The sequence below is a fragment of the Pseudomonas sp. NA-150 genome, from assembly GCF_044336365.1.
In the GTDB taxonomy this organism is placed as follows: Bacteria; Pseudomonadota; Gammaproteobacteria; order Pseudomonadales; family Pseudomonadaceae; genus Aquipseudomonas.
Genome location: NZ_CP172305.1, coordinates 1426400 through 1447849, shown reverse-complemented (window position 1 = coordinate 1447849; position 21450 = coordinate 1426400). Strand labels below are relative to the sequence as shown.

At 54.3% G+C, this 21450-nt stretch carries 23 protein-coding genes and 1 pseudogene; 3 read left to right on the top strand and 21 right to left on the bottom strand.

Annotated features, from left to right (window positions below):
- Positions 1 to 69 precede the first annotated feature (69 nt).
- Complete coding sequence (locus ACF0H7_RS06960; protein ID WP_397452045.1) at positions 70 to 573, bottom strand: hypothetical protein; 504 nt, start codon at positions 571 to 573, stop codon at positions 70 to 72.
- Between the two features lie 326 nt (positions 574 to 899).
- Between ACF0H7_RS06960 and ACF0H7_RS06955 the strand changes: the two genes are divergently transcribed.
- Positions 900 to 1259: a helix-turn-helix domain-containing protein gene (locus ACF0H7_RS06955; RefSeq protein WP_397452044.1), complete on the top strand. Its 360-nt coding sequence runs from the start codon at positions 900 to 902 to the stop codon at positions 1257 to 1259.
- 279 nt (positions 1260 to 1538) lie between these two features.
- Here the strand turns inward: ACF0H7_RS06955 and ACF0H7_RS06950 are convergent, their stop codons facing one another.
- The 5 genes from ACF0H7_RS06950 to ACF0H7_RS06930 form a co-directional block, all read right to left on the bottom strand.
- Positions 1539 to 3368, bottom strand: a complete 1830-nt coding sequence (locus ACF0H7_RS06950; protein ID WP_397452043.1) for an AAA family ATPase — start codon at positions 3366 to 3368, stop codon at positions 1539 to 1541.
- 500 nt (positions 3369 to 3868) lie between these two features.
- Positions 3869 to 4192, bottom strand: a complete 324-nt coding sequence (locus tag ACF0H7_RS06945) for a hypothetical protein (protein WP_397452042.1) — start codon at positions 4190 to 4192, stop codon at positions 3869 to 3871.
- A gap of 4 nt (positions 4193 to 4196) precedes the next feature.
- Positions 4197 to 4769, bottom strand: a complete 573-nt coding sequence (locus ACF0H7_RS06940; protein WP_397452041.1) for a hypothetical protein — start codon at positions 4767 to 4769, stop codon at positions 4197 to 4199.
- Between the two features lie 308 nt (positions 4770 to 5077).
- Complete coding sequence (locus tag ACF0H7_RS06935; RefSeq protein ID WP_397452040.1) at positions 5078 to 5467, bottom strand: hypothetical protein; 390 nt, start codon at positions 5465 to 5467, stop codon at positions 5078 to 5080.
- 14 nt (positions 5468 to 5481) lie between these two features.
- Positions 5482 to 5961 (bottom strand): hypothetical protein, encoded by a 480-nt coding sequence (locus ACF0H7_RS06930; RefSeq protein ID WP_397452039.1) that lies wholly within the window; start codon positions 5959 to 5961, stop codon positions 5482 to 5484.
- Positions 5962 to 6312: 351 nt separating this feature from the next.
- On the opposite strand from ACF0H7_RS06930, the gene ACF0H7_RS06925 reads away from it, so the two are divergent.
- Positions 6313 to 6477 carry a DUF5710 domain-containing protein gene (locus tag ACF0H7_RS06925; RefSeq protein ID WP_397452038.1) on the top strand — a complete coding sequence of 55 codons (165 nt, stop codon included), beginning with the start codon at positions 6313 to 6315 and terminating at the stop codon, positions 6475 to 6477.
- Between the two features lie 167 nt (positions 6478 to 6644).
- On the opposite strand, the gene ACF0H7_RS06920 is transcribed toward ACF0H7_RS06925, so the two are convergent.
- From ACF0H7_RS06920 to ACF0H7_RS06865, 12 genes and pseudogenes are all read right to left on the bottom strand, one after another.
- Complete coding sequence (locus ACF0H7_RS06920) at positions 6645 to 7694, bottom strand: hypothetical protein (RefSeq protein ID WP_397452037.1); 1050 nt, start codon at positions 7692 to 7694, stop codon at positions 6645 to 6647.
- 221 nt (positions 7695 to 7915) lie between these two features.
- Positions 7916 to 9556 carry an antiviral reverse transcriptase Drt4 gene (gene drt4 / locus ACF0H7_RS06915; RefSeq protein WP_397452036.1) on the bottom strand — a complete coding sequence of 547 codons (1641 nt, stop codon included), beginning with the start codon at positions 9554 to 9556 and terminating at the stop codon, positions 7916 to 7918.
- Positions 9557 to 10179: 623 nt separating this feature from the next.
- A pseudogene (gene tmk / locus ACF0H7_RS06910) lies at positions 10180 to 10479 on the bottom strand (dTMP kinase); the annotation flags it as partial.
- Between the two features lie 19 nt (positions 10480 to 10498).
- Entirely contained in the window at positions 10499 to 11881 is a 1383-nt protein-coding gene (gene mltG / locus ACF0H7_RS06905; RefSeq protein ID WP_397452035.1) for an endolytic transglycosylase MltG, read from the bottom strand.
- 3 nt (positions 11882 to 11884) lie between these two features.
- Positions 11885 to 12700: an aminodeoxychorismate lyase gene (pabC, locus tag ACF0H7_RS06900; protein ID WP_397452034.1), complete on the bottom strand. Its 816-nt coding sequence runs from the start codon at positions 12698 to 12700 to the stop codon at positions 11885 to 11887.
- Positions 12700 to 13944, bottom strand: a complete 1245-nt coding sequence (gene fabF, locus ACF0H7_RS06895; protein ID WP_397452033.1) for a beta-ketoacyl-ACP synthase II — start codon at positions 13942 to 13944, stop codon at positions 12700 to 12702. The genes pabC and fabF overlap by 1 nt, the downstream gene beginning before the upstream one ends.
- 112 nt (positions 13945 to 14056) lie before the next feature.
- Entirely contained in the window at positions 14057 to 14293 is a 237-nt protein-coding gene (gene acpP, locus ACF0H7_RS06890) for an acyl carrier protein (protein ID WP_397452032.1), read from the bottom strand.
- A gap of 191 nt (positions 14294 to 14484) precedes the next feature.
- Positions 14485 to 15228, bottom strand: a complete 744-nt coding sequence (fabG, locus tag ACF0H7_RS06885; protein ID WP_397452031.1) for a 3-oxoacyl-ACP reductase FabG — start codon at positions 15226 to 15228, stop codon at positions 14485 to 14487.
- A gap of 15 nt (positions 15229 to 15243) precedes the next feature.
- Complete coding sequence (fabD, locus tag ACF0H7_RS06880) at positions 15244 to 16182, bottom strand: ACP S-malonyltransferase (RefSeq protein WP_397452030.1); 939 nt, start codon at positions 16180 to 16182, stop codon at positions 15244 to 15246.
- A 143-nt stretch (positions 16183 to 16325) separates the two neighbouring features.
- Positions 16326 to 17333: a phosphate acyltransferase PlsX gene (gene plsX, locus ACF0H7_RS06875; protein ID WP_397452029.1), complete on the bottom strand. Its 1008-nt coding sequence runs from the start codon at positions 17331 to 17333 to the stop codon at positions 16326 to 16328.
- A gap of 4 nt (positions 17334 to 17337) precedes the next feature.
- Positions 17338 to 17520 carry a 50S ribosomal protein L32 gene (gene rpmF, locus ACF0H7_RS06870; protein ID WP_008152339.1) on the bottom strand — a complete coding sequence of 61 codons (183 nt, stop codon included), beginning with the start codon at positions 17518 to 17520 and terminating at the stop codon, positions 17338 to 17340.
- 13 nt (positions 17521 to 17533) lie between these two features.
- Positions 17534 to 18064 carry a YceD family protein gene (locus ACF0H7_RS06865; RefSeq protein WP_397452028.1) on the bottom strand — a complete coding sequence of 177 codons (531 nt, stop codon included), beginning with the start codon at positions 18062 to 18064 and terminating at the stop codon, positions 17534 to 17536.
- A gap of 106 nt (positions 18065 to 18170) precedes the next feature.
- Between ACF0H7_RS06865 and ACF0H7_RS06860 the strand changes: the two genes are divergently transcribed.
- On the top strand, positions 18171 to 18749 hold the full coding sequence (locus ACF0H7_RS06860) for a Maf family protein (RefSeq protein ID WP_397452027.1): 579 nt from the start codon (positions 18171 to 18173) through the stop codon (positions 18747 to 18749).
- A 58-nt stretch (positions 18750 to 18807) separates the two neighbouring features.
- Here ACF0H7_RS06860 and sppA read toward each other — a convergent pair whose 3' ends face one another.
- Genes sppA through rluC form a run of 3 tightly spaced genes read right to left on the bottom strand, consistent with a single transcriptional unit; the run spans position 18808 to position 21428 of the window.
- Entirely contained in the window at positions 18808 to 19800 is a 993-nt protein-coding gene (sppA, locus tag ACF0H7_RS06855) for a signal peptide peptidase SppA (protein ID WP_397452026.1), read from the bottom strand.
- A 22-nt stretch (positions 19801 to 19822) separates the two neighbouring features.
- Positions 19823 to 20482, bottom strand: coding sequence for an HAD-IA family hydrolase (locus ACF0H7_RS06850; RefSeq protein ID WP_397452025.1), 660 nt, complete (start codon positions 20480 to 20482; stop codon positions 19823 to 19825).
- Positions 20472 to 21428, bottom strand: a complete 957-nt coding sequence (gene rluC / locus ACF0H7_RS06845) for a 23S rRNA pseudouridine(955/2504/2580) synthase RluC (protein WP_397452024.1) — start codon at positions 21426 to 21428, stop codon at positions 20472 to 20474. Before rluC ends, ACF0H7_RS06850 begins: the two co-directional genes overlap by 11 nt.
- Between the last annotated feature and the right edge of the window lie 22 nt (positions 21429 to 21450).

Here is a 21450-nt window from a genome sequence, read left to right as displayed (position 1 = left end):
ACCTCCAAAATAATATCGTAGTTTCAACTCAGTTTCTAACGCGAGTATTACGGCCAAGCCGATTGCCAGCTACCTTGCATCAGGGTCAACCTCAAGGTTGTACATTTGCATCAGATCATTCAGTGCACCGACCAATCTAGACTGACGGTACAACTCAAAGTCGGTATAAGACAGAGTTACAGAAATCTTCATCGCCTCAAAGCTGAGTAACTTTGGATCGAATGGCCAAACCTGAATTCGCGTAATACGTTCATCACGAAGTTCATAGTCTGAAACGATTTCTAGGTTCGGATAAATTAGCCGCCAGCGGCTCAGTTCCACGCCGTAGGACTTCTGAGACCAGTCCGAAAGCATCGTGTGCTCGTTCAAAAAGCTATCTCCGACCTTCGCGTAGCCATCAGTGTTGAAGTCGCGCACCCTGAAATCCGCCAATCGTGGTGACGAAACCAATGTCCGGAGGACACGCAACGGTGAGCGGCCGTCCCCCAGCGCATACATCTCTCGGAGATACGTCTCCACACGCTCAACCAAATCGGGATGATCTGCCATCATCAAAGCTGAACTGTCTGGCACTGCTCTACCCTCATACGTCATTCAATATTGTGTTCAAAACGTCCCATGAGGCCTCAGGGGCAATCCACTCGTCACAGGCTCACACAGCACCGCTTGACCGTTTTACGACCATACGCGCACGCCTACCCGGGACACTGGGAGTTAGCCTTTCAGTGCCTTCGTTTGCGTTCAAAAATTGACTTTTTATCTGAGTCGCCATAGGCGACAGATGCGCTAATCGGGATGGATGGCCTGGCAGAACTTCAGAAGCTCAGTACTAAATAGGCGTACCCGACGCGTTGGAGAGCCGCGGAATTAGGGTCGTATGCGCTTAAGATATATCTTATATGAGCGTCAACGCTCTGTTAATTTATGACATACGCGAATCAAATGCCAGCTTTTTAGACGGGCATTTAATGGAATATCGGGAGGCGTTCGGCGAAACCCTTCGGGACCTACGCCGGAAATTCGGGCTCACGCAGGAAGCGTTTCTGGGCGTCGCTGCGATCAGCACGATCAGCAGGATTGAACGCGGCGTCCAATTGCCGTCATTCGATATGATCGTTCAGTTCGCCACAATCCTGAAGATCGATACCATCACGCTCCTGATGCTCGCGGAGACGAAGAAGCAAGGCTTCGACACACCGGACGAGGTCATCAAGCGAGTTATCAAGCAACTGAAGCCATGGACTAGGCATGCGGATTAGCGTGTGGCATACCCTGTTTAATGGCTTCGAGATAATTAACGCTTAATGATCGTTTCACTGGCGTCGTAGATGCCCCCTGCCCCTGACTCCTGTGGCATTGAGGTTGAAAACAACCTGCCAAATCTTAATACACTCCTTTTCTCTCCAGCCCAACTGCCGAAAGCGCCGAAGATGCGATGCGCCCTTCTGACCCCATGAGGACTGTTGTTTTCAATTCCATGGCCAATCGGGATCAGCGTTTAGGTAGATTTTCGAGGCAATGGACTGCTGACTCAAAGCTCATGCGACCAGCGCAACCAGGTTACGGATAAGGTCTTGCAGCTCGGACCGTTCTTTGCCGTTGTCTTGGTACATCGAGCACTGGAGAATCTGCTCAGAACTCATCAGCGGCCAGAGTTTGTCAATGACGTCGTCCGCCTTGATGCTAACCGCTTTGCCGATGATCTTCTTCGCGTCGCAGGTTTCGGTGAAACTCACTTCCACTCCAGTCAGCTGCTCGATCATCTCCGGGCTGAGGTAGTTCTCAATCTCTCGTTTCCGCGTCGAGTAGAACGGGCGATTCCGGCCTTCAACTTCCTGCCTTCGTTTGGCCAGTGAGACAATCTGCTCGGGACTGCCGCCAATGTCCGAGTCAAGAAAGACGCACCAGGGCAGACCCAGATCATCCGCCAAGTTCAGAGTGACCCAATGCTTCACACTGCCACACCCGCCGATGAGAATTGGCACGACCCCCACGTCTGCAAGGCTTGACTCAATGTGCCCATCCGCCTTCAACGTGTTGGCTGCGTGGCGGAGGAAGGTGACGTCTGACTTACCCTCTACCAACACGACGCCTTTCGCCCTCTCCATCCCGGACTCGGGAAGTACGCCGAGGCTTTCGGCCGCCTGCTTAAGAACATCCGCGGTCGGCATTTTCACAATGGGAACGCCGTTATCGTCCCTAGTGACGTAACGGATGCCCTCAATGGGCATCAAGCCAGCCAACGCAGGTACGTGGGTGGTGACAACGATCTGGCGATTCGCCTGGGTAGAAAGCTCCAGCAATGCCTTCATCAGCATCATCTGGTAGTTGGGGTGCTGTGAAGTCTCAGGCTCCTCGATGGCATAGATGACGTTACGATGGGTGCCCACCGCAACCTTCTCTGCCTCGGCGCGGAAGAAGTTGAGCAGGATTAGGCGGCGCACGCCGCTGCCCCGTTTGTTGATGGGAATGCCGTTCTCACCATCAAGGGTAAAGCTGAAGGTCCACTTAGGCTTCTCTTTGAAGCGCGGCGTCAACTCGTTGGCAAGTTCGGGGGCCATCTCACGAAGCTTATCGAGCGTGCGAGTGGCAACATCCAGCACACTGGCTTCAATCTGCTGCTCCAGCGCAGTGATCTCCTGCTGGAGTGCCGCCTGGGCCTCTTTGACGGCCTGCTGGAGCGGGTTCTTGGCCTCCGCGTCACCGTCACTGCTCTCACGATCTGATTTGAACAGGGCGAAAGTCGGCAGCAGAGCTTCAATCCTCTCCCAAATCGATTTGCTATCAGCAGAAAGCCCCTTGCTCACGTCCAGCAAAGTTTCCTGGCAATCAAACGGCTCGGCCTCTGCGCGAATAGCATGGCGCCACTGCGAAGCTACGCGTTTGTCAGCAACCTGATCGGCGATGCCACGTTTCTCACCGAGCTTTTTCAGGTCAACCATTTTTAGGCTGAGCAATGTTGACAACTCAGCGTCAGAGGGATGCTGGCATCTGATGGAAGTACGCACCAACTTGCCCGAGCCGGCACTAAAGGTCTTGATAATCTCAAGTGCACTGTCAGCGTTGAGCAAATACTCTTGCGCCAGCGAGGTCTCAGCATTTTCATCCAGCACCAGTGCTGCGGGCAGCCCGTCGAACTCACAAGCCATTTCGAACTGCTCGGCGCCCGTGGCCAGGCTGAAGCAGTTCATATCACTTTTGTCAGCTTTGGCACCTTCGGTCTCAAAAAAGATGGCCAGCGCTTCCAGGATGGTGGATTTGCCGTAGTCATTGCGACCAACAATGCCAGTCATGGCCTCGTCGATAGGTATGGCGGTAGTGGTCTGGTAACCACGGAAATTGGTGAGCTTGACGGACTTGAGGCGCATGGCGATTTCCTTATCTTCGATTTTTATAATTTGCCAAACAGAGCAGCACGGTTTCCCCGTAGGGGAGCATGCAGTCGGGGCAGTCTAGGTCATAACTGGCAGGTGCGAGGCGAAGGTTCGGGAACAAAAACCTGGAGGGGGATGACGGTCATTTTGTAGTCAACTGCTCGCCGTGAACACGGCGTGATTTTGCCTACTACGTGTAACGGCGAAACCGCTGGCAGCAGGTGATGGTGAATGCCGCGGTACCCCGTTCAATCCCACCCTCTGTCGCGCCCCACCCCCACTGGGCAGCTTCGTGGCAGGGCCACGGTTGCCACATATTAAGCCGGCAACAGTGGAGGCATAGTTAAAACTCAGGCGGATGCTGAAAGCCGGAGCCGACTTCGCCAGCAGATATCCAGCGGCGTAGGTCAGATCGGCTAAGGCGGCCAATCACTGTCTTCGTCAGAGCCCAGTAAGTAAGACCGTGGAAAGAGCAATAGGAGCGAACCAGGCTCTCACATATTTATTCTCACCACACCCACAACCAGAACCGCAGCGACTACCAACAGCACCGTCCAATTGAAGTCATAAGAAAATACTACAACTGACAGTGCAATGCATACACCACAGACTATTGCCACAGCCTTTAACACGTAACCGACGCCAGAAAACACTGACATTCTCAAATCCCGAATCGTCTCGACCAAAGCAGCTACTTTAGGAACAGTCATTGCCTCATGTGCGCTACGAACCAGTATATTGTTCCGACCGTGTTTATCGTGATCCATAATTAAAGGAATGGCGAGTATACCCAGCGTAAACAAAAGTATAAACAACATTGCATCACCCTTTAGTTATAAGAATTAGAATATATACAGCCAAAAGCATGGTGCCGATCAAGCTATTGAGTAATGCGAGAAGACTAGGGTATTTTGCCCTATTCTGCTTTATATCGGACGCGATACGGGCGGTGAACACCATTGCGCCTAAAGCGATAAGAAACAACGTGAATAGCTCTGCCTGTCGGCTCAAAACCATGTCTGTTGAAGGGCTATGTGGAAAAAATGTCTGTAGACCCGGAAATAGATCTTGGGGAGAAAGAATTTGCAATGCCAGGGCGGTCAACAAAGCGCCAAATGCGATAACACAATTATCATACCCAAATTTATAAAATAGGAACTCCCCTGCGACGGTATCCCCAATAACAATTTTCACAACGAGCCCGACTGCCGTGCATACCAGCACAAATACAGCCTTATCAGCCAGATGAAAATCACCAAGCACCTCCGCTAAAACAGGAGTGCCTACCACAAGCGCAGTAGTTACTAACACGCCGAAAATCATTTTGTAAATACTAAAACTGCGACTATCTTTTATTGGAGTTACCATTTCTTGCAACGCGATATTTTCCGACATTATATTTTCACTGAACTATAGGATAATGACAAACGCCAAAACAGCATATCTAGATCACTTGAAACTCATCAAACGCCTACTCAGGCTACGCTAAATTTTCTAAAAGTACAGCTTGCCTCTCTTAAAAAATACAGTTTAGCCCCAACAAATATAAAACATGCGTGAATTCGTCTGAATGATGAAATGACCATGCAAACCCAACAAAACAAAGCAGTAAATCGCTAACTATAAAGACCGCACATGGCGCACTTGATCCAGGCTCCTCAACTCTTGGCTCTCATCACTTTGAACTCCAGGCAAAGTGTAAATTAGTGGCTAGGACTAGGTGAATCCGGCTTGGGCGGCAGAACAAACGAATTCACCAAATATTCTTCATCTGGAAAATCCATTTTATCTACAAGGCCCTTACTTAATGCTATTTTTTTGGTCACATCGTTTACAATAGCGAGGTAAACATTGAAACCTAACCCTCTTAAAACATTTACCTCCGCGAGGTACTCCGGCTTAACCTTAGGCTCTGAGTCCGTGCTTTTCACCACGACGAAAAACCTCTGTATCTTATCCTTGACAACCTTCTGCACATCTAACGAAATGTCGAACCCGCCAATTCTAACCCCCTTCCTGACGTCATGCCCCTTAATCACTAAAGGGAAAGATATAACGTCCCTACTATAAACATCCCGCAAATCTTCGTACATAAAACACCCTCCAACTATACAAATTTCGATGTGAATATATTAGCATGCTGATCGAAATAGTTCGACGCCTCAGCACGAAGAGCTAGTAGATTACTATCATTTTTTAGTATGTGCGTCTTTGGCACGCGATAAATTCCGGTATTTCTATTGCGGTCCAAAGCAATGAAATAACCTCTTTGTTGATTTCCTTTGATATGAACCCCGACAAGATAGGAAGGAACCTTCCTGAGTTTTACCATCTGGACTTCTTCTTTAGTAAACTCAATATCTAGCGGCTTCTTAAAATCATCAATTGCCTGAGCCTTAACCTGCAAAAGAAAAAAATGCCCTGTGGGCGCCCCATCTGATCCTATGATGTTAACCATGAAGTCAAAAAGTTCATATTTTGCCCCAAGGGGGGTAACTCTAAACAACCGATCCTTTCCGATCACTCTATGCAACGTGTTCGAAACATATTCCTCTCCTATAGTTCCTGTTATGTCATTAATTCTCACTACGGCACCACCTCATAAACCTAAATCTTTCATAACCAAAATTGCATATTAATGGAGCAACCTGCCTCCATTTTTTGCGATCATCAATATTCGTCAAAGGGGCGCAGGCCGAACCGTCTGAACAACGCCTTACAGGTTATGGGCATGGCCTTGATTCGGTATTCGCTAGCACTCATCCCCCCACAAAGGGTCACCTTACGCTCGCGGGCTATGAGACCTGGCCGAGATCCCATCCAACAATCTCGTGTGCCGCTTTTTGCCAGCGATCACTTGGAGCGAATTCTCCTCGCAATTTTCTGGGATACATGGCCTATTGGCAATACCGGAAGCCTCTAGTATCGGCTCTGGGGCATGATGACAGGCAACACGTACGGTGAGGGAATCGAAAGCATCTATCTCGCCGTCCCATTCTCAGAGAAAGATGAAGCCAAATCATTCACAGCCCGGCGGCACCCCGTCCTGAAGACTTGGTACGTACCAGTGAGCATAGAGATACCCGAGTGGTTAACAGAATAGTTAAGTGATTGGGTGAGCGCTGGGCCAATCTCAAATGCTTCGCGCACCAGGGTCACGCGATAGAATCATTATCTTGGCCAGCACGAGCGGTCCACCTGCATTCGGCAGTCACATTCAGCTTGCGCGACAAATCCAACGCATGTCGCGGAATTGGACATCAAGACCCACTACCCGGAAAAATTATCTGACAGCACGCCAGACATTTGCTCTTTAATTTTCAGTCCGTACCAACCATTCGCCACAAAAGCTTGTAGTGACAAAACGACTAAATTGAAGCCGAATTGCGATATATCAATAAGTTTTTTGAAGTCTTCATTTAAGCTTTGATCCATGATTTCATTTTTCATAGGATGGTGCACTCTGTATCCGCCATGCACGAAAGAACTTCGGTAGTCGTACATTTCACGCAAGCGTTTTTTCAATATTCCTTTGCCCTGAGAATCTAGATCTAAGAGTGTTGAGATCCGCTCTACTAGATTAGTGAACCCTTCTCCAACTTTTGTACCATAAATGGCTTCTAATGCATGAAATGCCCAAATTACCCAAACTACATCTGCATCTGCCCCACAGCAGATATGCAAAACTGAAAAAATAGCTTTCTCTACGCCAGACTCGGCTCTTTGCCTGACCCCCATATTAAGTTTTTTGTACCAAAGAACAACCGATGAGAGAGGTAATATTCGAGGCGCGAAGAGTGAATTCCCTGCCAGCAAACTTCTAAACCCTGACTCAAAACAATCTGCTGAAAGTCGTAATTCAGTAATCAGCCCTCTTCCCGTATCGATACGTAAACCAAGAAAATCACATACACCTGGGCGAGCAATGTTTAAAATAAAAAAAACATCGTACAGGAACTGCTCAACAAAATAGCTGGAATACCATTGTTGTCGACCGAGATCCTCATCATTCTCCAAAGTTACCTTTACCACAAACTCCAATTCCGGAAACAAAGCAGATTCGATTTTGTCTATGGACAACGTACGGCTTAGCTCCGCGACATAGACCGATTCAGTATCTATTTTGTAAGCTTCAACAAAAGGGGAAAAATCGCACTCAATGGTAACTTTTACGTCGCCATGTATGTAGTGCCAAGGCCCGATTACGCTAATCGCTTGCTTCAGTAATTCCATATCTCCAAACTTAATCTCCTCCCGCCGTTCATGTTCATCTAAGCGCCCCCACCCCCTCCTGCGAACCTTAACCAATGAAACTGCCACGCTACTTCCCCCTAACGCCAGTCATAATTTTGAAGTATAACATCAGCGCCTGAGAGATCAATCGTGAGCATGAGTGCGGAACGGCGAAAAAGCACTTCTCTCCTTGGTTATTTTAGAGATTGGAAATTTGGGGGCAATTCATGACCACCAGAAATCGTGGGACGATTTGCTGTGAACATATTCATTCGCCCCCTGCTAGAAGCGCCTACGCATCAATTATTTCAGGGATGACTCCGTTGCACGAATTCCTCAAATGTAAATGGCCCATGCTCTGGCTCGAATGCTTCTGCAAATTCCAGATGGGTGCAGTACGATTCAGCTACGCTTTCATTTCCTTCCGCTGGCATGAAGTCAACTTCCATATCTTTCATGATTTCGAACACGGGCGATTTGTAGGGGTTGGGTATGTAACCCTTAATAAAAGCCTGGTAGAGAAACACCCACTGGCGATCTTTTTGGTAAACATCGAGCTTGCTTAGTTCTTCGAATACTCGTTGTAGATTCTCCGTCCAGCCGGTGATTTGCATCAGTATGCACATTGACAGGCAGTCTTGAGAGTTGATGACCGCCGTTTCTGCTAAGGCGTTGAGGGCCAGTCCATACTTGCCGATGAAGTGTAAAGGCCAGCACATCCCATCAGAACGCCCATTTTTGGAGTTCTCAATTATGATTTGATTTAGCCTGTCCTCGTAGTCAGAATGTTGAATCTCATGCTTTTCGAACATTATCCCCAAATAAGGCAGTAACAACGGGTAATGCCAGCTCAAGTTAGTTACATAGTCAGTGACAACTCTGACCCAATCATCGTTAAGCAAGTGGATTAGTTGCTGCATGGCGTATTTTAATACACTGCCATCCGGCGTTTGATTGTTTAGTGAGATTGCAAATTCTAAAAAGTGTATCGTATCATCCGTGTCAAACTTCCTACCTTCGCCATTTTTTTGAGGGAGTGCAGCGTGAAGCTTTGCCACCCAGTTCGTTTGTATCGCAACGGGCAACGGTTCGACTCTGGTTTTCGATAGGTTTAATGAGAATTTAAACTTTTTCAACTCGCTGGCGAGCTTTTGCAAAAAACGTTCGGCTTCCGATGAATCTGTACAATAACACACATAGTCATCAACATATCGGACAAACTCAAATCCTCCTTCACGGAGCTTTTCGTCTACTACACCCAGTATGAGTTCTACGATGACTGTCGATGTGGCAGGCCCTATTGTAATACCCTGAGTTTCAAGACGTCGCGTATTCCTTTGCCACTTATCCAATTCTGTAGACCAGTGCTTATTGCCGCTGTCCTTTATACCAAGCTGTCTCTTGGCTTCTTCCTCACCCATTCCCGCCCATTCAATAGCATGGGTGTAAACAGAGTTAAAGCAGCTTGCCACGTCTGTATTTACCAAGTAATGCTTGCCGAATGATGCCCGACTTTTCTCCAACACCTTCTCTCGAAAACTGTCGTAGTTCATCACTACCAGTCGTTTGTCAGCATGGAAGTATGGCTTGATTTTGCTACTTTCGTTATCGCAGATTGCCCGAATATGCTCCCAGTTTTCAGAGATACATTTTGCGAGCCGCCCGTATGCCTGCGGATGGGGAATTCCTAGAAGTCGGGGCACATTGTTGTATCGAGTGGACGCATATTCAACAAAATCAAAGCCCTTTGAAGGCCTTCCTGCCTTATTGCTCGCTGGATCCTTTGCACGTTCATCGCATGCATCAGGCTCCTGGATGATTCGAAGGACTACTTCGGGTGTGAACCGTCTGGAATCGAAGATCGGTGGAATCTCGCGAACTCCCTGTTTTTGATTAGGGAAGTAGTTGAATCGGGTAAGCGCTTCAAAGACAAATCGTTCGTCGTCCATTTTGTAACCTGTCCTATTAAATTGAGTACTTGTCTGGATCCATGCTTTCTTCGTGTGCTGGAACGCATCGTACCTAGGTCGATATCTGGACTTACCTCTCAGGGGAGTATCCAGCTTAGTCGACACTGCTCACCGCAGTGATTATCCAGTGAACCACTTGGGCAGATCGAAAGGGAGCCCACGGCAATATTTACCTTCCTGCCCTCGCCCGTGCCATCAAAGGCAAATTCAGCAATCTGCTTCCTGAGAGTCGTGAGTCGAGAGATTTTATGACGTCATCGAAGGAAGTACCGAACAGGGAGAGCACCATCCTCTTCTATGCGAAAAGCGAGATATCCAACCCTTCCGAAATGCCAAAAACGCAGCCAGCGAGTCGATGTTTACACTTTCAATTTTCAGAGAGGAGGTTTTGAGGTAATTTTTAGCCAAAGACGTTTACATTCCGCTGCTTGAATTGGACTGGCAGTACTACGTTTACAGTAAGCTGGAAAATACGCTTGAATCAGAGGGAAAAAGCTGCGGAGGTAGGCGATACGGGCCAAGAGATACGGGGTTTTTTGGACGGTGGGGACGGATTAGACGAAGAAGGCGTCTTGTTTACACGATGGGGAGAACGAATCTAATGCTTGGGTGAAACGATCACACAAAACCACCGCACCACGGGCCAACGCCGGACGAATGACCTCGGCCAGATGCTGTGCCCGTGCCGCGAATACCAGCAGCAGTTCGGTATCGGCGTTCATCGGTTCATCGCTGGGTGCCAGCAACAGCTCGCGAATGCGCTCGGCCAATGGCGTGCCACCCGGTTCACGGGTCAGTACCACATCGATACCGGCCGCGCGCAAACGCTTGGCGAGGTATTCGCGATTGGTGCTCTTGCCCGCGCCTTCCGGACCTTCCAGGGTAATAAACAAGCCAGTCACAGGCAGTCCTTAATCATATTCATTGCGCGTTCTGCCCGGCTTTTTCCACCGGCGGAGCCGTCGGTGCCGGTGCGGCTTCGGGTTGTTGGCTCGATGGCGGAGTCACCGATTCGCCCTGCCCTTCAGGCTTGGCCGGCGGCGGCGATTCTGGCTTGGCCTCCGGCGCAACCGCAGCTTTCGGATCAGGCTCGGGCTTTACGTCAGGTTTTGCTTCCTGAATCGGCTCGGGTTTCATTTCAGGCGCCGGCTCAGGCTTAGCGTCGGCTTTTTGCTCGGGAGCGGCGGCAGGTTTAGCCTCCGGCGCCGATTCCAGCTTCGACTCCACCGTCGGCGCAACGGGCGCAACGGGCGCAACGGGCGCAGCAAACGCCGGCGCAGGGCTGGAGCGATAGTCGGCACGACGCTTGAGCTGAAACTCGCGAACCGCGCTGTTGTGGGATTCGAGATCGGCGGAAAACACATGGCTGCCATCGCCACGGGCAACGAAATACAGGCTGGAACCGGACAGCGGATTCAGCGCTGCGCGAATCGCTTCACGACCCACCAGCGAGATCGGCGTCGGCGGCAAGCCGGCAATCACGTAGGTGTTATACGGCGTCGCTTCTTTCAAATGCGCACGGGTCAGTTTGCCGTTGTAGCGCTCGCCGAGGCCGTAGATCACGGTCGGATCGGTCTGCAACAACATGCCGATCTGCAAGCGGCGCACGAACACCCCGGCAATCTGCGCGCGTTCCTGAGGAACGCCGGTTTCCTTTTCCACCAGCGAAGCCATGATCAGCGCCTGATACGCGTCGACATACGGCACATCCGCCGCGCGCTTGGCCCATTCATCAGCGAGCACGTCATCCAGGCGATTGTAAGCCTGCTTCAGCAGATCGGCGTCGGTCATGCCACGCACGTAGCGATAGGTGTCGGGGAAGAAACGCCCTTCGGGGAAGACGTTCGGATGGCCAAGCTTGGCCATCAGTTCAGTGTCGCTCAATCCCGCCAGGGTCTGGTCGAGCTTGACTTGCTTGGCCAGGGCAGCGCGGACCTGACGGAAATTCCAGCCTTCGACCAGCGTCAGGCTGTACTGCACAACTTCGCCGCGTTTCCACATCGCCAGCAACGCCTGGGCACTCATGCCGGGCGTCATGCGGTATTCACCGCTGTGAAACGATTGACCATTCAGGGTAAAGCGCCAGTACAGGCGCAACCAGAAGGCGTTCTTGATCACGCCGTCGGTTTCCAGACGATTGAGCACGCCACCCGGCGTGGCCCCGGAAGGCACGTCGAGCAATTGCTCCTGCGTCAGGCTCAAAGGCTGTTTGAGGGCGACGTCTTGCTGCCATGCGCAGAACGCCAGCAACAGCCCCGCCAGGACCAGACAACCTTCGAATAACACCAACAGTTTACGAATCACTGATCAAACATCCAGAAGCGCGCGGGCAATGCCCCGCAGTTTACGGGTGAGCGGCCCAACCGACCAGTTCAGCTGCGCAAAGCCTTTCACCGGCCAGACGCCATAGACGCTGTTGCACAGGAAAACCTCGTCGGCCGGCTCTAGATCAGTCATCTGAATATCACGCACCTCAGTGGCAATCCCCAACGCCTGGGCCTGAGCGAGCAACTCAGCGCGCATGACGCCAGCGACGCCACAGCGGCTCAGGTCGGCGGTCAGCAGCACGCCGTTCTTCACCAGAAACAGGTTGCTGTACACCCCCTCGACAACCCGCCCGGCCGTATCGCACATCAACCCTTCGGCATAGGCGGTGTCTTGCCATTCGCTGCGAGCAAGGACCTGCTCCAGGCGATTGAGGTGTTTGAGCCCGGCCAACAGCGGCTGCTCGGCCAAACGTGTGGCACAGGCAAATAAGGTTACACCTAGTTCGCCATGCGCCTGAGGATAGACCGGCGCTGGGCCGCCCTGCAGGATGCGCCGGGGTTGCGCCTGAGGTGCGGGGGCATAGCCACGCAGGCTGTCGCCACGGGTGACGATCAATTTCATCACACCATCGCCCAACTGCGCGGCAAAACTCAGCAACTCACTGTGGATAAGTGCCTGATCCGCGGCAATCGACAATCGGCGGCACCCGGATGCCAGGCGCTGCAGATGGCGCTCAAGCAACAGCGGCCGCCCTGATTTCACGGCGATGGTTTCGAACAGCCCATCCCCATAGGCCAGCCCCCGATCCGTGACGGATAGGGAGTCGGCCGGACGGCCATCGATCCAGCTCGTCATCAATCGGCGAACCGACGGAACACCAGCGAGCCATTGGTGCCGCCAAAACCGAAGGAGTTGGACACCACGACATCGATCGGCATGGCCCTGGCCTGATGCGCCACGAAGTCCAGATCGCAGCCTTCGTCCGGCTCATCAAGGTTGATGGTCGGCGGCGCCACCTGGCCATTGATCGCCAGGATGCTGAAGATCGCCTCTACCGCACCGGCGGCGCCGAGCAGGTGACCGGTCATGGACTTGGTCGAACTGACGGCCACCTTGTAGGCGTGATCGCCAAACACCGATTTGATCGCCGTCGCTTCTGCCAGGTCACCGGCCAGGGTCGAGGTACCGTGGGCGTTGATGTACTGCACTTCGTCAACGTTGACCTTGGCATCACGCAATGCATTGGCAATGCAACGCGCAGCACCGGCACCGTCTTCCGGCGGCGAGGTCATGTGGTAGGCGTCACCGCTCATGCCAAAGCCGATCAACTCGGCATAGATGGTCGCGCCACGGGCTTTGGCGTGCTCCAACTCCTCCAGCACCAGGGAACCGGCACCATCGGACAGGACGAAGCCATCACGGCCCTTGTCCCACGGACGACTGGCACGGGCCGGGTCATCGTTGCGGGTCGACAGCGCACGCGAGGCGCCGAAGCCGCCCATGCCCAGACCGCAGGCAGCCATTTCGGCCCCCCCGGCGATCATCACGTCGGCCTCACCGTAGGCAATGTTACGCGCGGCCATGCCGATCGAATGGGTACCGGTGGTACACGCCGTGGCGATCGCGTAGTTAGGTCCCTGTACACCCAGATGGATCGACAGGAAACCGGAAATCATGTTGATGATCGAGCCTGGCACGAAGAACGGCGAGATTTTTCCCGGACCGAGTTCATGCAAGGTACGACTGTTGTTCTCGATATTGGTCAAGCCACCGATACCGGCCCCCATGGCAACGCCAATGCGGTCGCGGTTTGCATCGGTCACTTCGAGTCCGGAATTGCGCACCGCCTGAAAGCTGGCTGCCAGACCGTACTGAATGAACAGGTCGAGACGACGGGCCTCTTTGGGCGCCAGGTAATCTTCGACTTTGAAGCCTTTGACCGACCCGCCAAAACGGGTGGTGAACGCAGAAAGATCTGTGTGTTCGATCAGGCCAATGCCACTGCGGCCAGCCAGAATGCCTTGCCAACTGCTCGGCACGTCCGTGCCCAATGGCGTCAGCATACCCATACCGGTGACCACGACGCGTCTACGCGACACAGCTCTCTCCTTTCTTTCTATGGACGACACTTTTGATCGTTTTTAAAGAAAAAACCGCACGCCGTGGATGGCAGTGCGGTTTTTCCCGACAACAAGCGACGACTACAAACGATTACGCCTGGTGGGCAGTAACGTAGTCGATAGCGGCTTGAACTGTAGTGATCTTCTCAGCTTCTTCGTCAGGGATTTCGGTCTCGAATTCCTCTTCCAGAGCCATCACCAGCTCCACGGTATCAAGGGAGTCGGCACCCAGGTCGTCTACGAAAGAAGCAGCGTTGGTCACTTCTTCTTCTTTGACGCCAAGTTGCTCGACAACGATTTTCTTGACGCGTTCTTCGATGGTGCTCATACCTTGTTTTAACTCCTAGAGGACAAATTCAGGCAGCGGGCCAGCGGGTAAGTGTATAGAAGAGGTTTTACGCATTTCAAGCTCAATGCTCCACCTCTTGCTCCCGCTCGCCTTCCGCCTATTAATAGATTGCAGCTTTATAACGGATTTTAGACAGCTCGTATGACATTTTTTTGAAGCGATCCGTCACATTAACTCATGTACATGCCGCCGTTCACCGGGATTGTAGCCCCAGTAACGTAGCCTGCACCTTCAGACGCAAGAAAAGCGACAACATGTGCGATCTCTTGTGCCTGACCCAAACGCCCCAGGGGAATCTGGGAAATCAGCGATTCACGCTGCGCTTCCGGCAGCTCGCGGGTCATATCAGTATCGATAAAACCGGGTGCAACCGAATTCACGGTGACCGCACGCGAACCGACTTCACGGGCCAGGGCCCGGCTGAAACCTTCCAGACCGGCCTTCGCGGAAGCGTAGTTTACTTGGCCGGCGTTGCCCATGGCACCCACCACCGAACCAATACTGATAATTCGACCCCAACGGGCCTTGGTCATGCCGCGCAAAACACCCTTGGACAGCCGGAACAGACTGTTCAGGTTGGTGTTGACGACGTCATGCCATTCGTCATCTTTCATGCGCATCATCAGGTTATCGCGGGTGATACCGGCGTTATTGACCAGGATCAACGGCGCACCTACACGCGCCTGGATCAACGCCAGGGTCGCCTCGACCGAAGCGGAATCGCACACGTCCAGCATCAGACCGAAGCCTTCGATACCGTTTTCCTTGAACGTCGCGCTAATGCGCTCGGCACCGGACTCGGACGTTGCCGTCCCGACCACGACCGCACCGTTACGTCCCAACTCAAGGGCAATGGCTTGGCCAATACCACGGCTCGCACCGGTGACCAGTGCAACTTTACCTTGCAGGCTCATGCAAGCTTCTCCTAATCAGGCCAATGCCGCCTGGGCGGCAACAAAGGCGTCTGGGGTATTGAGGTTGTAGGTCGTCACGCCTTCGGCGCAGCGCTTGTTCAGGCCAGCCAGGACTTTGCCCGGACCGCACTCGACCAACTGCACCGCGCCGTTGGCCGCCAGGCACTGGATCGACTCGACCCAACGCACCGGTTTGTACAACTGCTCCAGCAGGTCGCGCTTGAGCGTAGCAAGATCGGCAACCGCCGACGCGCTGACATTCTGAACCAGCTTGATCTCTGGCGCCTGCCAGTCGATGGCTTCGATGGACTCGGCGAAGCGCTCGGCCGCCGGGCGCATCAATTCGCAGTGAGACGGCACGCTGACCGGCAACGGCATGGCGCGCTTGGCACCACGGGCCTTGCAGCCCTCGATCGCACGCTCGACAGCGGCCGCGGAACCGGCGATCACCACCTGGCCCGGCGAGTTGAAGTTGACTGCGCTGACCACGTCGCCCTGCGCCGCCTCGACACAGGCGGCCAGCACTTCGGCGTCGTCCAGGCCCAGAATCGCTGCCATACCGCCCTGACCGGCCGGAACAGCCTCTTGCATCAGCTGACCACGGCGCTCGACCAGTTTGACCGCATCGGCCAGGGTCAGGCTGCCAGCGGCGACCAAGGCGCTGTACTCACCCAGGCTGTGCCCGGCAACGAAGGCAGGACGTGCGCCACCTTCAGCCAGCCACAAACGCCACAGCGCCACGGAAGCGGTAAGGATCGCCGGCTGGGTCTTGTCGGTTTGATTCAGTTGCGCTTCCGGACCTTGCTGAGTCAACGCCCAGAGGTCATAACCCAAGGCTGCGGAGGCCTCGGCGAAAGTGTCGAGGATCAGCGGATATTTCGCGCCCAGCTCGGCCAGCATGCCGAGGGACTGGGATCCTTGACCCGGGAAGACGAATGCGAGGGATGCAGACATTGAACAAGCCCCTAATGATTTATCGTCGAAAAAAACACGCCCGGCCATGCCCGGCGCAAGAATTCTAAGTTAAGTGACTGGTCAGTTGGATGACTGAGCGGTCATGAGCGTCACATTTGCCCATAGCGGCTTACACCAAGGCCCTACAGCAACTCCTCCAGACGCCCGCTGGTACGTTGCGGCAGATTCTCCTGGATTTCGATCAACGCCCGCTGAATGGCGCTCTGAAAGCCTTCCACACTGGCCGAGCCGTGGCTTTTCACCACAATGCCCTGCAACCCCAGGAAGCTTGCGCCGTTATGCCGTGCCGGCGCCAGATCGGCGCGAAGGCGTTTGAGTAGCGGCATCGCCAGCGCACCAACGGCCATGGTCAGCAGGTTCTGTTTGAACAGTGCCTCGATCCGCGAGCCGATCATGGTCGCCAGGCCTTCACTCGATTTAAGCAAAATATTGCCGACAAAACCGTCGCAGACCACCACATCCGCCTCACCACGATAAACACCGTCACCCTCAACGAAACCCACGTAGTTCAAGCCCGGCGCCGTCTGCAGCCGAGCGGCCGCCTGCTTGACCTGCTGATTGCCCTTCATGTCTTCGATGCCGATATTGAGCAACGCCACCCGAGGCCGGGGAACACCCAAGGCTTCGGCCGCGACCGAGCCCATCACCGCAAACTGGTAGAGGTGTTCCGCCGTGCAATCGACATTAGCCCCCAGATCCAGCAACTGACAAAAGCCACGCTGGGTCGGGATCGCCGCCACCATTGCCGGACGATCGATGCCGGGCAAGGTCTTGAGCACGAATCGCGACAAGGCCATCAGCGCCCCGGTATTGCCGGCACTGACACAAGCCTGCGCCTGACCGCTCGCCAGCAACTCCAACGCCACGCGCATCGAGGAATCAGGCTTGCCACGCAAGGCCTGAGCAGGACGCTCATCCATGGTGATCACTTCACTGGCGTTTACAACACGCAGACGTGAGCGATCCACACCGGAATGGCGAGCAATCAATTCTTCAATAAGGGAGGCTTGACCGACGAGGGTCAGGTGCAGCGAGGGTGTTGCGAGCAAGCAAGCGATGCTGGCCTGCACAATGTTGCGGGGACCGAAGTCCCCGCCCATTGCGTCGATCGCGATGATCGGAGCGGACAAGAAATTACTCGTCAGCGCCTTTATCGATCACTTTACGACCACGGTATACGCCTTCTGGCGATACGTGGTGACGCAGGTGAATTTCACCGGTGGTCTTTTCTACAGACAGAGTGCTCGCGGTCAGCGCATCGTGGGAACGACGCATGTCACGGGCAGAGCGGGATTTTTTGTTCTGCTGAACAGCCATAATTGATTAACTCCTAAACGTTTGGGTCACGCTTTAACTGCGCCAATACACTGAACGGGTTGGACCGCGGTACCTCGTCCTCGCTCGGCTCGGACACCTGGTTGCTGTCCGCCGGCTGCTGGCATTCTTCCGGATGATGAGCAGGCACAATGGGCAAGGCGAGCAAAAGCTCCTCCTCGATCAATGCCAGCAGATCCAATGGATCTTCGCCCAGTTCCAGCACGTCATAACCTTTCGGTAACGACTGGGTATTCGCACCCTCTTTCACCACAGCGTAACTGCATTCGCTGTGGATTGGCAGGGTGACCAGCTCAAGACAACGCTGGCAAACCATTTTGACGTCGACTTCGATAGAGCTGTGGATAACCACAGATCTACGTTCATCACGCTCAAAAACGAATTTAGCCTGCACCGTACCGAGGTTATCGGAAAGCGGGTCGCAGAGTCTCTCCAAATCAGCCAGCAGTACTTCTCCCTGAAGAGTAGTGCCACGATCAGCTAATTTGCGCGGGTCAACGTGAGGTGGAATCGGGTCATTCAACATAGGCGCAGCATTCTAGGGATGCCCCCTTCCTCTGTCAAAGGAAATTCCGGCTGTCCTGATGCTTAGGTGCTGATTAGAATGACCTTTCATCTAATCGGAGAACAGCATGCTGCCCCTGCTCCTTGCTTCCAGCTCGCCCTATCGTCGCGAATTGCTGTCCCGCCTGCGCCTGCCGTTCGTCTGCAGCTCGCCCGACATCGATGAAAGTCGACGCCCCGCAGAGCCTGCGATTGAGCTGGTGCAGCGCCTGGCCCGGGAAAAAGCCTTCGCGCTGGCCGACAGCCATCCGGATCATTTGATCATCGGCTCGGATCAGGTCGCGGTGCTCGGCGAACACATCCTCGGCAAGCCACACACCTTCGAGCGCGCCCTGGAGCAGCTATCTGCTGCCAGCGGCGCCAGCGTGACCTTCCTCACCGGCCTGGCCCTGCTCAACAGCCGCACCGGCCACTGCCACGTCGACTGCGTGCCCTTCACCGTACACATGCGTGACCTGGATCAGGCCAGCATCGAACGTTACCTGCGCGCTGAACAGCCCTACGATTGCGCTGGCAGCTTCAAGGCAGAAGGCCTCGGCGTGAGCCTGTTCCGCAGCACCGAAGGCCCGGACGCCACCAGCCTGATCGGCCTGCCATTGATTCGCCTGATCGATATGCTGCTGGCAGAAGGCGTGCAGATCCCGTAATCCTGATACGAAGAAACCCGACCAATGGCCGGGATTCTTTCTGTATCAAAACTTCGGATTAACGCAGCTGCGGCCCCTGGAAGCCCATCCACATCGCCAACTGATTGGCCATGCTCACGCCCAGCTTCTTCGAGAAGCGATCAAAGGCCGAGTCCTCGATGGTGTAGTCCACCATATCCTTGGCGCCGATGATTTCCCGGGCGACGTAGCTGGAATTACCCAAACCATCGATCAACCCCAGTGGCAGCGCCTGCTCGCCAGTCCAGACCAGGCCGGAGAACAACTCCGGATGCTCCTTGTCCTTCAGCCGGTCGCCACGGCCCTGCTTGACGCTGGCGATGAACTGCTGATGAGTGGTATCCAGCACCGTCTGCCAGAACGCCGTCTCATCAGCCTTGGGCGCCTGGAACGGGTCCAGAAATGCCTTGTGCTCGCCAGAGGTGTAGGTCCGACGATCAACACCCAGCTTGTCCATGGTCCCGACAAAGCCGAACCCGGCCGCCGTGACGCCGATGGAGCCCACCAGACTGGCCTTGTCGGCGTAGATCTGATCCGCAGCGCTGGCGATGTAGTACGCGCCTGACGCCCCCAGATCGGTAATCACCGCGTAGACCTTGATCTCCGGTTTCTTGGCGCGCAGACGACGGATTTCGTCATAGATATAGCCGGATTGCACCGGACTGCCGCCTGGACTGTTGATGCGCAGGATCACGCCCTTGGTCTTGGCATCATCGAACGCCGCGCGCAACGCACCCACCACGTTATCGGCACTGGCCACTTCTTTGTCGGCAATTACGCCCTGCACGTCGATGACAGCTGTGTGCTCCGAGCTACGCGAGCCACCTTTGCCGAAGTCCATCAGCGGGGTAAACACAACCAGCGCACCGATGAGGTACGCAAAGGTCAGCAATTTGAAGAAAATTCCCCAGCGACGCGCGCGACGCTGTTCTTGAACACCCGCCAGCAACGTCTTTTCCAACAGCTTCCAGCTTCTGTCGTCACCACCCGTGCCAGAGGCTTCGGATTTGCTGTCCTTCCATTCGTCCGACATCTGTTCTCACCCTGTTAAAGACTCAGTGCTGCCCGTTCAACCACGCGCGCAGCTCAGAAAAACGCTCAATAGCCAGACGAGGCCCGAACTCGCGCAGCGTGTCCAGTGCCAGCGCACCGTAGCCCACCGCCACCGAATCCATGCCGGCGTTGCGTGCCATCAACAAATCAAACGATGAATCGCCGATCATCAGCGCCTGCTCGGGCTTGACCTGGCAGCGCTCGAGGATCTGATGCAGCATCAACGGGTCCGGCTTGCTCGCCGTTTCATCAGCGGCGCAGGTGATCTCGAAGTAATCCTGCCAGCCGTGCGCTTTCAACACTCGATCCAGGCCACGACGCGACTTGCCCGTTGCCACCGCCAACTGATAACCCTCGGCACGAAACGCAGCCAGAGACTCGGCAACATCCGCGAACAGCGGCGACGGCGCGGCTTCCAGCGCCACGTAACTGTCGGCGTAGTGCTGGCGAAATTCCAGCATCTGGTCCGGGCTGATTTCCGGGTACAGCGTGCGAATCGCCTCCGGCAGACCCAGCCCGATAATGCCTTTGATCGCAAAGTCATCACGCACCGGCAACGCAGAGCGCTCCGCCGCAGTGCGCATCGCTTCGACGATCCGACCAATGGAATCGGCCAAAGTGCCGTCCCAGTCGAAAATCAGCAATTTATACTCAGGGTGCACTCAGTCGCTCCACGGTCTTGGCCCACATCTCGTCCACTGGTGCTTGCAGCTTCAGCTCGCCACCGTCCGGCAGCGGCACCGTCAGCATGTAGGCGTGCAGGAACAGACGCTTGCCGCCCAGATCGCGAATTTCCCGACTGAAATCTTCGTCGCCGTACTTGGTATCGCCAGCAATGCAATGCCCGGCGTGCAAGGTGTGAACACGAATCTGGTGGGTGCGGCCAGTGACCGGCTTGGCCTCGACCATCGTGGCGAAGTCGCCGAAGCGGCGCAGCACCTTGAAAATCGTCAGCGCCTCCTTGCCCTCTTCGTTGACTTCGACCATGCGCTCACCGGAACGCAGGTTGCTCTTCATCAACGGAGCGCGGACTTGCTTGATGGACGTTGCCCAGTTACCACGAACCAGCGCCATGTACCGCTTGTCGACACCATCACCGCGCAATGCAGCGTGTAAATGACGCAACATGCTGCGTTTTTTCGCGATCATCAGCAGACCGGAGGTATCGCGATCAAGGCGATGCACCAGCTCCAATTCCTTGGCATCCGGACGCATCTGACGAAAGGCTTCAATAACCCCGTAATTCAGGCCGCTACCGCCGTGAACCGCGATGCCAGCGGGCTTATTGAGCACAATCAGCGCCTTGTCTTCGTAGACAATCGCGGCTTCCAGGCGCTGCAACAAACCCTGGGCCACGGGCACAGGCTCATCACGTTCAGGCAAGCGAACGGGCGGCACGCGGATGATATCGCCCGCCTGCAGCTTGTACTCGGGCTTGATCCGCCCCTTGTTCACGCGCACTTCGCCTTTACGCAAAATGCGGTAAATCAAGGTCTTAGGCACGCCCTTGAGGTAGGTGATGAGAAAGTTATCGATGCGTTGACCGGCAAGTTCCGGCGCAACCTCAACCAGCTGGACGCCGGGGGTTGGAGGGGCAATATTTGTCATGCCGCAAATCATAACAATTTTT